Source organism: Streptomyces sp. NPDC102441, assembly GCF_044765585.1.
Classification (GTDB): domain Bacteria; phylum Actinomycetota; class Actinomycetes; order Streptomycetales; family Streptomycetaceae; genus Streptomyces.
Genome location: NZ_JBIWKH010000022.1, coordinates 123,071 through 137,222, shown reverse-complemented (window position 1 = coordinate 137,222; position 14,152 = coordinate 123,071). Strand labels below are relative to the sequence as shown.

11 protein-coding genes and 2 pseudogenes are annotated in these 14,152 nt (G+C 71.9%); 9 read left to right on the top strand and 4 right to left on the bottom strand.

The genetic code is table 11. The annotated features are described in order from the left end of the window. Window positions 1-89 precede the first annotated feature (89 nt). A complete protein-coding gene (dapA, locus tag ACIREO_RS36370) occupies window positions 90-977 on the bottom strand; it encodes a 4-hydroxy-tetrahydrodipicolinate synthase (RefSeq protein ID WP_404118439.1) in 888 nt (295 codons plus the stop codon). Between the two features lie 144 nt (window positions 978-1,121). Between dapA and ACIREO_RS36365 the strand changes: the two genes are divergently transcribed. The 7 genes and pseudogenes from ACIREO_RS36365 to ACIREO_RS36335 all read left to right on the top strand — a co-directional run bounded on the left by ACIREO_RS36365 (window position 1,122) and on the right by ACIREO_RS36335 (window position 9,123). Beyond that, window positions 1,122-1,793 (top strand): DUF4232 domain-containing protein, encoded by a 672-nt coding sequence (locus tag ACIREO_RS36365; RefSeq protein WP_404118437.1) that lies wholly within the window; start codon window positions 1,122-1,124, stop codon window positions 1,791-1,793. A 77-nt stretch (window positions 1,794-1,870) separates the two neighbouring features. Next, window positions 1,871-2,578: an antibiotic biosynthesis monooxygenase gene (locus ACIREO_RS36360; protein WP_404118452.1), complete on the top strand. Its 708-nt coding sequence runs from the start codon at window positions 1,871-1,873 to the stop codon at window positions 2,576-2,578. 114 nt (window positions 2,579-2,692) lie between these two features. Continuing rightward, entirely contained in the window at window positions 2,693-4,192 is a 1,500-nt protein-coding gene (locus tag ACIREO_RS36355; protein ID WP_404118435.1) for a hypothetical protein, read from the top strand. A 175-nt stretch (window positions 4,193-4,367) separates the two neighbouring features. After that, a complete protein-coding gene (locus tag ACIREO_RS36350) occupies window positions 4,368-6,686 on the top strand; it encodes an esterase-like activity of phytase family protein (RefSeq protein ID WP_404118434.1) in 2,319 nt (772 codons plus the stop codon). 193 nt (window positions 6,687-6,879) lie between these two features. Then, window positions 6,880-8,343, top strand: coding sequence for an alkaline phosphatase PhoX (locus ACIREO_RS36345; RefSeq protein WP_404118432.1), 1,464 nt, complete (start codon window positions 6,880-6,882; stop codon window positions 8,341-8,343). A gap of 224 nt (window positions 8,344-8,567) precedes the next feature. After that, window positions 8,568-8,813 (top strand): annotated as a pseudogene (locus tag ACIREO_RS36340) (TROVE domain-containing protein); the annotation flags it as partial. A 79-nt stretch (window positions 8,814-8,892) separates the two neighbouring features. Next, complete coding sequence (locus tag ACIREO_RS36335; protein WP_014156926.1) at window positions 8,893-9,123, top strand: hypothetical protein; 231 nt, start codon at window positions 8,893-8,895, stop codon at window positions 9,121-9,123. Between the two features lie 108 nt (window positions 9,124-9,231). On the opposite strand, the gene ACIREO_RS36330 is transcribed toward ACIREO_RS36335, so the two are convergent. The 3 genes and pseudogenes from ACIREO_RS36330 to ACIREO_RS36320 all read right to left on the bottom strand — a co-directional run bounded on the left by ACIREO_RS36330 (window position 9,232) and on the right by ACIREO_RS36320 (window position 11,578). Next, window positions 9,232-10,464, bottom strand: coding sequence for a TerD family protein (locus tag ACIREO_RS36330; protein ID WP_404118429.1), 1,233 nt, complete (start codon window positions 10,462-10,464; stop codon window positions 9,232-9,234). A 71-nt stretch (window positions 10,465-10,535) separates the two neighbouring features. Continuing rightward, window positions 10,536-10,781: pseudogene (locus ACIREO_RS36325) on the bottom strand (hypothetical protein); the annotation flags it as partial. Then, the gene (locus ACIREO_RS36320; RefSeq protein WP_404118426.1) at window positions 10,769-11,578 is read right to left on the bottom strand and encodes an NAD-dependent epimerase/dehydratase family protein; all 810 of its coding nucleotides are present in this window, start codon (window positions 11,576-11,578) and stop codon (window positions 10,769-10,771) included. The gene ACIREO_RS36320 and the pseudogene ACIREO_RS36325, both read right to left, overlap by 13 nt. A gap of 337 nt (window positions 11,579-11,915) precedes the next feature. On the opposite strand from ACIREO_RS36320, the gene ACIREO_RS36315 reads away from it, so the two are divergent. Together ACIREO_RS36315 and ACIREO_RS36310 are read left to right on the top strand one after the other, a co-directional pair. Then, complete coding sequence (locus ACIREO_RS36315; RefSeq protein WP_404118424.1) at window positions 11,916-12,875, top strand: 5-dehydro-4-deoxyglucarate dehydratase; 960 nt, start codon at window positions 11,916-11,918, stop codon at window positions 12,873-12,875. Next, window positions 12,872-14,056, top strand: coding sequence for a hypothetical protein (locus ACIREO_RS36310; protein WP_404118421.1), 1,185 nt, complete (start codon window positions 12,872-12,874; stop codon window positions 14,054-14,056). The genes ACIREO_RS36315 and ACIREO_RS36310 overlap by 4 nt, the downstream gene beginning before the upstream one ends. Window positions 14,057-14,152: the final 96 nt, after the last annotated feature.

Sequence of the window (14,152 nt, the reverse complement as noted above, 5' to 3'; positions counted from 1 at the left end):
GAGGCCCGGCCCTTCAAGTGGACCAAGACCGCCGACCAGATCCTCGACCGGATCTGCCGCTACTGCTCACGCATCTCCGAACCAGGTCACTAGGCAGTAGCGGCGAGGAGTTCCTCATGCACCCCACGCAGCCCGTCGGTCGCCTCGCGGCCGGCGGGCTGCAGTGGTTCGCGGACCGGGCCCGCGTCGAGCAGCGCCTTCGCCGTGACGGTGCCGGGCAGGCCGGCGGCCATCATGGCCTCGATCAGCGGGGCGGTGAGACCGTTGAGGCGGGCCGCCTCCGCGGTGTCGCCGGCGTCGAACGCGTCCAGCACGGCCCGCATCTGACGCGGGGCCGCGTTGGCGACCGTGCTGACATAGCCGGCGCCGCCGAGGGCGTACAGCGGGAGATTCAGCTCCTCGCATCCCGAGTAGTACGCCAGTGAGGTCCGCGCCATCACCTTGGCGGCTGCGAGCAGGTCGTACGAACAGTCCTTGACCGCCACGACACGTGGGTGCCCGGCCAGACGGAGCAGTGTCGCCGGTTCGATCCTCGTGCCGGTGCGGCCCGGGATGTCGTACAGCATCAGCCCGATGCCCGTGGACTCCGCGACCCGGAGGAAGTGCGCCTCCACGGCGGCCTGTGGGGGACGGCTGTAGTACGGGGTCACCACCAGCAGCCCGTCGGCGCCCGCCGCCTCGGCCTCCTGTGCGAGCCGGACCGTGTGCCGGGTGTCGGAACTGCCCACCCCCGCGACGAGCGGGACCGTGGAGCCGACGGCCTCCCGGACGGCCCGCAGCAGCGCGGTCTTCTCCTCGTCCGTCGTCGTCGGTGACTCTCCGGTGGTGCCGCTGAGCACGAGGCCGTCGCAGCCGGCCGCGACAAGAGCGGCTGCGTGACGGCGGGCGGCGTCCAGGTCCAGGTCACCTGTGGCGGTGAACGGAGTGATCATGGCGCAGAGGGCGCGGCCGAAGGGCCTGGCCGTGTGGGATGTCATCTCCGCAGTCTCGGCGCCCGGTGCGTGCCGGTCCACTTAGTTCTGCTTGGGGTGACGGGCAAGAGATGCTGAACGGTGGCAGACGCGGTCTGGCATGATCGAACGCAGTGGCGACGGACCGTTCCAGGGGTGGGATTGCACGGTATGCGCGTACGGAGAACGATCTCGGCGGCCGCACTCACGGCGGCCACGCTGACGCTGTCCGGCTGTGCCGGTTTCCTCGTCCCTGCGGGCGAGGGGGAGCCGGGCCCGACGCCGAGCCCCGCCGCCACGACGCGGCCGGCGGACGCCGCGCCCGCCCCGGACGCGCCCGCCCCGGACACCGGGGCCACGACGGACGTGCCCGCCCAGCTCGCGCCCACCCCCGCAGCGTCGGCAGAGGGCTGCCCCGCTTCCGGGGTGGTCGTGGACATGGGGCCTGTCCAGACGGCGATGTTCGCCCGCGCCGTCACCCTCACGCTCACCAACTGCGGGAAGCAGGCCTACCGCGTCCACGGCTACCCGTCCGTCCGCGCGCTGGGGGACGACGGTGAGCGCCTCCCCGTCCCCGTGAACGCGGGCGGATCGATGTTCGGCAACGACGAGGGGCCCGAGGAGGTCATGCTGAAGCCCGGCGCGAGCGTCACCTCGACGCTGGCCTGGATCTCCACCCAGGAGGGCGGCGACCTCATCGAGGGGGACGCCCTGGAGATCGCCGCCGCCCCGGACACGGGCGCGCGGGTCTTTCCGCTGGAGGGCCACGACATACGCCTGATGGACGAGCTGAACACGACGGCCTGGCGGGTGAGGACGACCGGACCGGATGACCGGCCTTGACCTCAAGTGCGCTTGACGTACGAGGGTGGTGATCGAAGGCGCACCACGGAGGTGCGCCCGGAGAGGATCACGCCATGGTGTCCGTGCAGTTCGACTCCCGCCCCGACCTGACCCGTGCCGGCGCGGGGGTGGTGAAGGTCAGTACGTGGAAGGTCGGCACCCCCGAACGGCAGCGCCGGACGGTCGAGGCCATCCGCGCCGCATGGGAGGCCCGCGAGTGGCCGCACCCGGGTCTGCTGTCGTACAGCGTCCTGGCCGGCGACGACGGGGAGGCCCTGCTCCACTACTCCCGGTGGGCCGACGAAGCCGCTCACCGGGATTTCGCCCGCACGGGGCGTGACGAGCGCGTCGCCGAGATCGACGCGGCGGTGCCGGGCATCGAGCGGGTCGGACTGCGCGCGTTCGAGCTGTACCGCTCAGGGGTGAACAAGGACGACGTCCGGGAGCCGGGTTGCGTCGTGACCGTCGACATCGAGTTCGACGGACCCGACCCTGCTCGCCAACGGGACTGGGTGGATGCCGTGTTCGAGGCACTCGACTCCGACCCGGCCCTGGCGCCCGGTGGTATCTCGGCACACTTCCACGTCAGCGCGGACGGGACACGGGTGCTCAACTACGCTGAGTGGGTGAGCGCACAGGCTCATGCCGACGCGCTCGCGGCTCCCGGCGGCGGGGTCGGATCGCTGACCCCGCAGTGGCACCGGGTCCAGAACTACCCCGGTCTGAAGAGCAGTACCGTGCGCCGCTGGACGCATGCGCTCAGCATGAGGGTGGGCGTGCGGTAGAACCGGGCGGCACGGGACGAAATGCGTCTACGCTGGGGCGGCGGCCAAGGCCCGTACGTACCGGGCCGGCCCCCCTTGAACACAGCCCGCGCATGCCCCGAGGAGACCCCCCAGATGTCCGCAGAGCGCCCCTCCCTGCCGCCGGTGCGGCTGCACACCGAGGCCGAGCTGGCGCGGGACGCGCTGGCCGCTCCGCTGCTCGCCCGCGCCGTCCGCCTCGCCCGCTGGGCGGGACCCACGACCCGGGTCGGCGCCGGTGGTGAGCTCGTCGAAGCGCAGCTGCCGGCGGCCGCCCAGCATCTGGGGCTCGGCGACGACGAGGACGGCATCGCGTACGCCAGCGAGGCGTGGCGCCTCGCCGTCGACACGGGGCTCGTCGACTTCGAGGACCCGCAGGACGCCGACGGGACCGACGGGGCCGAGGAGACGGAGGGGGCCGAGGGGACGGACGCGGAGGGCACCGTCACCGCCGGCGAGAACCTGGCCCTGCTGACCTCCGGATCCCCGCAGGACGTGCTCGCGATCTGGCTCGACGGCCTGGAGGCCGTGCACGCGGACGCCACCGCACCGGCCTTCGACGACTTCGCGGACCTCATCGGTGAGGACGGCAGCGTCGACTTCGACGCCCTGGACTGGGACCCGGAGGAGGAGGCCGATTTCCTCGACGGGGTGCTCGGCAACCTCTATCTGCTGACTCTCTCCGAGGGAGGCCCCGCCGAGGGCCCCGTGCCGCTGCCCGCCCTCGCCGCGTCCGTGGTGGTGCCCGAGGACATGGGGGAGCCCACCGACGAAGTCCTGGAGCGAGTGTCTGAGACGATGATGCGGCTGGACGACCAGTTCCGGGTCCTCGAACCCATCGGGATCGTCGAATACCGGCCGGTGGACGAGGCGTTGCTGTCCGAGGAGGGCGAGGAGGCGACACCGCCCGCCGACGACGAGGACGTCACCCGCTACGGCATGGTGAGGCTGACCCCGCTCGGTCTCTACGGCATCCGGGAGCGGATGCTGGAGGCCGGTGTGGACGCGCCGGCCGTCGGTGACCTCGCCGACAAGGGGGCCGACGTCCTGCTCGACGGCATCGCCTACTACCCCGAGGAGGCCGCGCGCACCGAGGTCGGTCTGTGGCTCGGCCGGCGTGGGGCGGAAGGAGCCGAGGCCGCCGCGGTGGAACTCCTGGGCGCCGCGCGCGGCGCCGACCGGCGGGCCCCGCTGCGCAGACTCCACTGCCAGCAGGCTCTCGCCCTGGTCGGGCCGGAGGCGGAGCCCGCGGTACGCGCGGTGCTCGACGATCCTGAGCTCGGCGGGCTGGCGCGGGTCTGGCTCGCGGAGCGCGGAGCGGCGGATGTGCCCGCGCCGCCGGAGTCGATGATCTTCTGGCTCGCCGTGGACACGATCGCCGCTCAACTGGACGCCGACGGCGACCTGGAGGAGCTCCAGGAGCTGGTCGAGGGGCTCTCCGGCCAGCACAGCGGCTTCTTCGACGAGGCCTGGCGGGTCGAGCACCCCGCGACGGCCGAGGTGCTGGAGGCGATGGGCCGTCTGCACCCCGACCGCGGGGCGGCGAAGGCCGCGCGTAAGGCGGCGTACAAGGCGCGGTCGCGGCAGAAGGCCTGACGCGGGGACGACGGGGCCGCGGGGGCACAGAGGCTGCCACAGCCTCGTCGGCCTCGTCGGCCCCTCGGTCTCCGGCGGTGTTCCTGATCTTCGCCGTCCGTTCACCGAGCCGCCCATCGGTCATGGCCCAGGGCTGCGAGCATCCGGTTCCTCAGTTGACCGAACCGGAGGAACGATGCTCCCGAAGAGAACCTGTGCCGCACTCGCGGTTCTGGCCGTGACCGCGGGCACCCTGGCAGGCGCAGGTGTGGCGAACGCGGGCCAGACGCACGGCGGTGACCGCGGACCGAGGTCAATGGCCTTCGAACGTACCGCCACCTACCCCGTCTTCCAGAACCGGCCGGCCGGCGAGGACGCCTCGGCACAGACCGTCGCCGAGATCTCCGCGACCAGTGAGGACGGCCGCACACTCGTCCACACGGACGCCGCCGCCAAGCGGATCGGCTTCCTCGACATCAGCGACGCCGCCCGGCCCAAGGGTCTCGGCACGCTCTCCCTGACCGAACTGGGCGACGCCGAGGACGAGCCGACCTCGGTATCGGTGGTCGGCGAGTACGTGCTGGTCGTCGTGAACACGAGCGTGAGCTACACCGAGCCGTCCGGCCGCCTCGACGTCATCTCGCTGCGCACCCGCGAGCGGGTGGCCAGCCACGACCTGGGCGGCCAGCCCGACTCGATCGCGGTCAGCAAGGACAAGCGGTACGCCGCCGTCGCCATCGAGAACGAGCGTGACGAGGAAGCCGCCCCCGCCGGAGGCGAGGAGGGCGACCTCCCGCAGGCGCCCGCCGGATTCGTGCAGATCATCGATCTCGAGGGCTCCTCGCCCGCCCGGTGGACCACCCGCGCGGTGTCGCTGACCCGGGCGGACGGCTCCGCGCTGCCCGCACTGACGGCCGCCGGAATCGCCGAACCCACCGACCCGGAGCCGGAGTACGTCTCCGTCAACAGCCGCGGTCAGCTCGCCGTGACCCTCCAGGAGAACAACGGCGTCGTCATGATCGACCTCGCGTCGGGGCGCCTCACCAAGGCGTTCAGCGCCGGCACGGCCTCCGTCGACGGCATCGACACCGTCGAGGACGGCGTCGTCGACCAGACGGGGTCCCTCACCGATGTCCCGCGCGAACCGGACGCACTCGGCTGGATCGACGACCGCTATCTGGCCACCGCCAACGAGGGCGACTGGAAGGGCGGCACCCGCGGCTGGACCGTCTTCGACAGCCGTACCGGCAAGGTGGCCTGGGACGCCGGCAACAGCTTCGAGCACATAGCGGCGCGTCACGGACTGCTCAACGAGGACCGCTCGGAGAAGAAGGGCACCGAGCCCGAAGGGCTCGCGATCGCCACCTACGACGGGGTGCGCTACGCCTTCGTCGGCTCCGAGCGCAGCAACTTCGTCGCCGTCTACGACATCAGCAAGCCCACCCGGCCGGTCTTCAAGCAGGTGCTGCCGGCCACCAACGGCCCCGAGGGCCTGCTGCCGATCCCCTCACGCGGACTGCTCGCGGTCTCCAGCGAGGAGGACGACGCCGAGGCCGGTGTGCGCGCCTCGGTGAGCCTGTTCCGCCTGGGCAGGGGCACACCCTCCTCCCCCTCGCTCGTCTCGGCCCCGGGCGCCAAGGGCGCCCCCATCGGCTGGGGAGCCCTCGGAGCCCTGTCGGCCGTGCCGGGACGCGCCGACGAGCTGTACACCGTGACCGACGCCGCGTACTCCACCACCCGCATCCTCACGATCGACGCGCGCCGCGAACCCGCCGTCATCAAGCGGGAGCTGACGGTCAGGGACGCTGCGGGCAAGCCTGTCGGTTACGACGCCGAAGGTGTCCACGCCCGCCCCCAGGGCGGCTTCTGGCTGGCCGTCGAGGGGAAGACCGGCGCGGACAACCAGCTGGTGCGCCTGGACCGCCACGGCGTCACCCAGCAGGTCGTACCGCTCCCGTCCGACGTCGCATCGGGCCTCGGCTCGCAGGGCTTCGAGGGGGTCACCGCCACCACGGACCGCGACGGCCGCGAGATCGTCTGGGCGACCCTCCAGCGCGAGGCCGGGACCGACCCGGCAGGCGTGGTCCGCCTCGGCCGGTACGACGTCAGGGCGGGCACCTGGAGCTGGTACGGCTACCGGCTCACCACCACCACCACGGCCGGCGACTGGATCGGCCTGTCCGAGATCACCGTGGTGGGGAACAAGCTCGCCGTCATCGAACGCGACAAGCTGAACGGCCCGGCCGCCGGAATCAAGCGGATCTACACGGTCGGCCTGCCGAGGACCGCCGCCCCGGAGGGCGCGCTCACCGTCCTGCCGAAGACCCTGGCCCACGACGTGCTCCCCGCACTGAGGGCCACGAAGGGCTGGACGCAGGAGAAGCTCGAAGGTCTCACCGTGGCGGGCAACGGCCGCGTCTACGCCGTCACCGACAACGACGGCCTGAGCGACTCCACAGGTGAGACGGTCCTCCTCGACCTCGGGACCGCCCGCAAGGTCTTCGGCCGCGACTGACGGGTGGACCGGCGTCTTCCAGCCAGCAACGGCTGGTTGCGGACGCCCGTTCGGACGGGTTTGTCCTGGGACGGGGAGCGGGTTGGGACACAGGTTCCCCGTGCGCCGGGTGGTGTTCAGCTGGAGTTGGTGCGGGGGAGAGAACGTGATCGCGCCAACCCACCCGGCCACGCCGCAGCACCAGGAGCCCGTCATGTCGATCACACGCAGGGAATTCAGCAGACAGTCCGCCCTCACCGGTGCGGGCATAGCCCTGACCGGTGCCGTCGGCGCACTTGCCACGGCACCGGGCGCCCTCGCCGCGGAGGACACGCGGCACGGCCACGGGCACGACGACGACAAGGGCCACGGGCACGGCAAGGAGCTGGGGTACGGCCCGCTGATCGACGACCCGAAGGGCATCCTCGCGCTGCCCGCCGGGTTCTCGTACCGCGTCATCACGCACAGCGGTGTCACCAAGCTGGAGAGCGGCGAGTTCACCCCCTCCAACCACGACGGCACGGCCGCCTTCGAAGGCGCCCGTGGTGTCACCCTCCTGGTCAACAACCACGAGCTGGCCGGCACCCGGGCCGGCTGGGAGTACCCCGTCCCGCTCACCGAGGGCCTCGTCTACGACCCGGTCGCGGCCGGTGGCTGCACCGTCGTGGAGACCCGCCGCGACGGCCGCACCGCCGAGTGGGTCGGCATCGCGGGCACCTCGACCAACTGTGCGGGCGGCAGCACCGAGTGGGGCACCTGGCTCACCTGCGAGGAGACCGAGGACAAGGCCGGCAAGGACGGTCTCCTGAAGGACCACGGCTACGTCTTCGAGGTCGACCCGTACGACAAGCGCGCCAACCGCGACCCGCGCCCCGTCAAGGCGTTCGGCCGGTACGCCCATGAGGCCGTCGTCATCGACCCGAAGCGGGGTCACGCCTACCTGACCGAGGACGCCTCCGGCCCCAACGGCCTGCTCTACCGCTGGGTCCCGCCGCACGGCTTCAAGCACGGCCGCGGAAAGCTGCGCACCCTCGCCGACGACGCCGGTGTCCTCCAGGCCACCAAGTGCTACGACAAGAGGGGCGCGTTCGTCGACGACCTGTCCCGCGCCACGGAGATCGGCACCGTCTACGGCGTGGACTGGGTCGACGTACCCGACCGCGACGCGAAGACGGTCTCCGTGCGCAAGCAGTTCACCGACAGCGAGGTCACCCGCGCCCGCAAGCTGGAGGGCATGTGGTGGGGCGACGGCGGTGCCTACTTCGTCTCCTCGTTCGCCCGGGACGAGAGCCCCGTGGCCCACGACGGCCAGGTCTGGTTCTACGACCCCAAGCGCCGCACGATCACGCTGAAGGTCCTCCTCGGTGTCAACGCGGACCCCTCCGTGGACGGCGCCTTCGACGGTCCGGACAACATCACCGTGTCCCCGTACGGCGGCATCGTCATCTCCGAGGACGGCAACGGGATCCAGCACCTCTTCGGGGCGACCGACAGCGGCCGCACCTACCCGATAGCGCGCAACGACCTCAACGCCGGCACGGAGGAAGAGCCCTCCTACAGCGAGATCGCCGGAGTCACCTTCTCCCCGGACGGCAGGACGCTGTTCGCCAACATCCAGAACCCCGGCATCATGCTCGCCATCACCGGGCCGTGGAAGCGCCAGCCGAACAAGCGCTGACGCCCGTATGCGCGGCGCGTGGGGGAAAAAGCCCTCGCGCGTCGCGCGCTTGTTCTCCTGGAGCCGGGGCTCCGTGCTGCTGCCCGTGCGGACGAGCCCGGCCGAGCTGCTCGGATACTGGACCTCGCGGTACGGCCGTGCCGCGCCCGGCCCGGCCAAGCCCTGGCAGGGGGATCTGTTCCGGTAGGCCCTGGACCGCAGGCGCCACCCCGAGGACGCCGTGCCGCGCGCACGACCGGGTGCTGATCGTCACCGACGAGCAGGCGTCGTTCACCTACCACGGGGACGTCACCGAGGGCATTCCGCCGACCGTTCCCGTGTACACCAGGAAGCTCGCCGGCCACCGCGTCGGGCACGCGCCGCCGGGAAGCGAGAACCGCCACACCTTCGGGGGTTTTTCCGATGTGGCGTTCCGGATGGTGCCCCTGCTGGAAGCGGGCAGGAGCGCGGACCGGCCCTGGAACCGCTGATTACGAATGCGGCACTACTGCCCGCTCCGGAGTGGTCGGGCATGGCGTCGGGCGCTTACAGGGCGCATACTCGACCGTAATGAAACAGTCAGCCGGTTCCCGGCGTCACCTGCCTTCCAGTCCCTTCAACCGCCCGGCCCAGGCGGCCCCACCGGTCGAATGCTTCGATGTGGGCGACAGGGTGTCGCACGACCAGTTCGGACTCGGCCGAGTCCTTGCTGTCGAGGGCGACAACGACGCAGTGCTCATCGACTTCTCGGGGCGACAGGGGAGGATCCTGAGCCCGTATTCCAAGCTGACCAAGCTCTGAGAGAGCGAACGAGCACGCACCGCGTCCCACCGGAGACTCTCCGGATCCGGGGCACCTGAGGGGGAGAACCCGCGGGTGCCCCGGAAGCCGTTCCGGGGGACGTCGGCGCTACAGGGCCTTCGCGGCGGGCTTGACCATGCCGCGGACGGTCCGCGACTTCACGAACTCGCCCATTCCGGTCATCTCCCACTCGCCGGAGAACTGCTTGATCAGCTTGGCCATCATCACGCCGGTCTGCGGCTCCGCGCCGGTCAGGTCGAAGCGGACCAGCTCCTCGCCGGTGGCCGCGTCGATCAGCCGGCAGTAGGCCTTGGCGACCTCGGTGAACTTCTGCCCGGTGAACGAGTTGACCGTGAAGACCAGGCCGGTCGCGTCGGCGGGGATCCGGCCGAGGTCCACGACGATCACCTCGTCGTCACCCGCGCCCTCGCCGGTGAGGTTGTCGCCGGAGTGCTTGATCGCGCCGTTCAGGATGGAGAGCTTGCCGAAGTAGCAGCTGTCCAGGTGCTTGCGGTCAGGGCCGAAGGCGATCACCGAGGCGTCGAGGTCGATGTCCTTGCCGCGGAACGCGGGCTCCCAGCCGAGACCCATCTTGACCTGCGAGAGCAGCGGCTTGCCGCCCTTGACCAGGGACACCGTCTGGTTCTTCTGGAGGCTGACGCGGCCCTTGTCGAGGTTGATCTTGCCGGAGCCCGCGGGAGCCGGCGGCGCGGGCGGTGCCGCAGGGGCCGGCGGGGCGACCCGGGGATCGACGGGTGCGGTCGCCGGGGGAGCGACGGGCGGCGCGACCGGCGGTGCGAGGGGTGCGGCGGCCGGGGCGGGCGGCGCCGCCGCGGCGGGCTCCTCCACCGAGACACCGAAGTCCGTGGCGATGCCGGCCAGCCCGTTCGCATAGCCCTGGCCGACCGCGCGGGCCTTCCAGGCGCCGTTGCGCAGATAGATCTCGATGACCACCAGCGCGGTCTCGCTGCCCAGCTGCGGCGGGGTGAAGGTGGCGAGCGCGCTGCCGTCGTCCGCGTTGCGCACGGTGGCGGTGGGCTCGACGCCCTGGAAGGTCTGGCCCGCGGCGTCGGGGCTCGCCGTGACCACGATCTTCTCGATGCCCGGGGGGACCGCCGTGGTGTCCACCACGATCGCGTCCGGCGCCGACCCGCCGCCCGAGCGGTAGGTCACGCCGGTGCCCGTGGGCTGGTTGTAGAAGATGAAGTCGTCGTCGGAGCGCACCTTGCCGTCGGCGGTGAGCAGCAGGCCCGAGACGTCGAGCCGCACGGGGGCGGCGACGTCCACCGCCACGCGGGCGGCGGAGAGAGGGATGTTCGAGCCGGGGGTCATTGCGGTCATGCACGGGGTAACGAACGACCCGGCTTTGCCGTTCCCTTACCTTCGGGGACTTGCTCCGTACGGCTCAGCGCCCGCCCCTGGCCCTGTTGCGGGGTGTTCCGCTTGTTGCCGTGCCGGTACGCGCCCGTCCAGCGTGCCATGACGAGCTGGTCGTCGCCGGACTCCGCCTCGGCCAGGAACTTCTCAGCCCGGCCGCCGCGCAGGGTGCCCGCGGGGCGGCCGTGGTGCGTGAGGGTGACGCTCGCGTGGCCATGTCGCTCGTACCGGAATCCGGAGGGTCTCGGGGTTCCGGAGCGGCCGGGTTCTAGTAGGGCCAGATCGGCGGGTTCGTGACGAAGTGGCCCCCGATGTGGGCGTGGTCGGGGTTGGCCGGGTCGAGCTCCCCGTGTTCGGCGACGAGCTTGTCCGCGTACTGCTCGGAGTCGTCCTGCGGCTCGTAGCCGAGGGAGCGTGCCGTCGTCAGGTCCCACCACAGCCGGGTGTTGCCGGAGGAGCCGTAGACCACGGTGTGCCGTACGTCCTCGGCGGTGAGGGCCGCGTCGAAGAGGCGGGCTCCGTCGCCCGGGCTCATCCAGACGGACAGCATCCGCACCGACGTCGGCTCCATGAAGCAGGAGCCGATCCGCACGGAGACGGTCTCCACGCCGTGCTTGTCCCAGTAGAACTGGGCGAGGTCCTCGCCGAAGGACTTCGACAGGCCGTAGAAGGTGTCGGGGCGGCGGGGCGTCTCGACCGGGATCAGCGGGTCACCGGCGGCCGGGCGCGGGGTGTAGCCGATGGCATGGTTCGAGGAGGCGAACACGATGCGCCCGACGCCCTCCTCGCGCGCGGCCTCGTAGAGGTTGTACGTGCCCTCGATGTTGGAGTGCAGGATCTTGTCGAACGAGGCTTCCAGGGAGATGCCCGCGAGGTGGATGACGGCGTCCACGCCCCGGACGGCTTCCCGCAGCGCGGCCTTGTCGCCGAGGTCGGCGGTGATGGCGTCGGGTTCGCCCTCGATGGGGGTGAGGTCGAGGAGCCGGAGGTCGTAGCCGTAGGCGGGGAGCAGACCCCGCATGAGGGTGCCGAGGCCGCCGGCGGCGCCGGTGAGAAGGACGGTGCGCGGAGCTGGCATTCGGGGATCTCCTCGGTGCGGGACGGCGCGGGCGCGGCGTGCGCGGACGGTGCGATGCGGTGCTGCGCGGGGGCGGACGTGCGGACGGCGAGGCGCGCGCGGCACACAGCCGTCACGCGACCGCCCTGTGTGTAAATCCATGGGCAGCATTCACATGCGTGGACACGCTAAGAAGTCATGGGGGCCGCGTCAAGTGTCGCCCGGTGCCGGTCGGTTCGTCTTGAGGTTGAGTGTTCGTGTCTTGACCGGTGCCGCGCGGCTGCCTTAGCGTGGCGGCGTTCAGAAATATGGACGTCGATCATAATTGTGCACGCCTGAACCTGCTCAGGGAGCGCCCGTGACCTCAGCCCCCCTTGCCGCCCGACTCACCGATGCCGCCGGGCCGCTCTTCTTCCCCGTCACCGCCTACGGGCCGGACGGCGCCGTCGATCTCGACGTTTTCCGCGCGCACGTGCGCGCGGGTGTCGACGCCGGTGCCGCGGCCGTCTTCGCCTGCTGCGGCACCGGCGAGTTCCACGCCCTGTCCCCGGAGGAGTTCCAACTCGTCGTCCGGGCGGCCGTCGAGGAGACCGCGGGACAGGTGCCCGTCGTCGCCGGCGCCGGTTACGGCACGGCGCTCGCGATCCAGTACGCGAAGCTCGCCGAGGAGGCGGGCGCGGACGGACTCCTCGCCATGCCGCCCTACCTCGTCATCGCCGGCCAGGAAGGACTGCTGGCCCACTACACCGCCCTCGCCGCCGCCACCTCCCTGGAGACGGTCGTCTACCAGCGGGACAACGCGCTCTTCACCCCGGAGACCGTCGTCGCACTGGCCCGGACCCCCGGGATCATCGGCCTCAAGGACGGCCACGGCGATCTCGACCTGATGCAGCGCATCGTCAGTGCCGTGCGCACCGGGCTGCCCGGCGAGGACTTCCTGTACTTCAACGGGCTGCCGACCGCCGAGCTCACCGGGCTCGCCTACCGCGGCATCGGCGTCACGCTCTACTCCTCCGCCGTCTTCGCCTTCGCGCCCGACATCGCCCTGGCCTTCTACCGGGCGCTGGACTCCGGTGACGACGACCTGGTCAACGCGCTGCTCGACCACTTCTACCGGCCGCTCGTCGAACTGCGGGCCAAGGGCCACGGTTACGCGGTGGCGCTCGTGAAGGCGGCCGTCCGGCTCGAGGGCCTGGACGTCGGGCCGGTGCGCACCCCGCTCACCGAGCCCACGGCCGCGCACATCGAGGAGCTGACCTCGATCATCGGGAACGGCCGCACACTGCTGGAGAAGTACCGCGCACGGGAGGCGAAGTGAAGGCGTCGGCCTTCCTGTACCCCTGGGACGTCGTGGGGGATCCGGACGCCCCCGCCCGCCTCGCCGGTCTCGGCGTCCAGCAGGTGACGCTCGCCTCCGCCTACCACTCCACCCGGGCCCTGACGCCGCGCCACCCCGGCCGCCGGATCGTGACGGCCGAACACGCCGCGGTGCTCTACCCGCCGGACGCCACGCGCTGGACGGGGCGAGAGCTGCGCCCCTACGCGCAGTCCTGGGTGACGGGGGAGGACCCGTACGCCGAGGCGGCCGAGGCCCTCGCGGGCGCCGGCCTCCAGGTGCACTCCTGGGTGGTCCTCGCGCACAACTCGCGCATGGGCGCGGAGCATCCGGAGACCTCCGTGGTCAACGCCTACGGCGACCGCTACCCCTGGGCACCGTGCATCGCGCGGCCCGCGGTCCGCGCGTACCTGGTGGACCTCACGGCGGAGGCGGCCGTGCGCCCCGGGGCGGCGGGCACCGAACTGGAATCGTGCGGCTGGTACGGCTTCGCCCATCTGCACGCCCACGACAAGACCTCGGGTGTCTCCCTCGGGGACGCGGCGCAGTATCTGATGTCCCTCTGCTTCTGCCCCGACTGCCGGGCCGGCTACGCCTCCGTCGGGCTCGAGGCCGAGGAACTGCGCGGCGCGGTGCGCCGCGCCCTGGAACCGGTCTGGGCGGGACAGGGCTCCGGTGAGCAGGGCTGGTCCGGTGTGGAGGAACTGCTCGGCGCCGACCTCGCCGACGCCACCCTGCGATGGCGCGTCCAGGTCGCCCGAGGCCTCCAGGAGGCCGCTGTCGCCGCCGTACGGGCCGCGGCGCCGGCGCCGGACTTCCAGGTCCTGCTGCACGCCGATCCCGCCTCCTACCGCAGCGGCGCCAACGTGGGGGTGGACCCCGCGCACATCCTCTCCACGGCCGACGGTGTCGTGCTGCCCTGCACCGGCGGCGAAGCGGCACGCGAGGCTGTTCTCGGGCCGTTCACGGGGCTGTCCGGGGTGCTCGCGGCGAACTTCAACGTGGTGAGCGGCATGGGCGGCAGCCCCGGCACGCTGGAGCGGGACGCCGCGCACGCGGCCTCGCTCGGTGCGAACGAACTGCGCCTCTACCACGCGGGGCTGGCATCGGGGCCGGATCTGAGCGCCGTGGCGGGCGCCCTCTCCGCCGTCCGCGGCGGCTGACCCCGGGAGGCGTCCCCCGCTCCTGAAGGCCCAGGTCCCCGGCGTGCAGCCGGGGGCCTTCGCCATGTCCCCCCGGGACGCGCCGGCCCGTCCCCG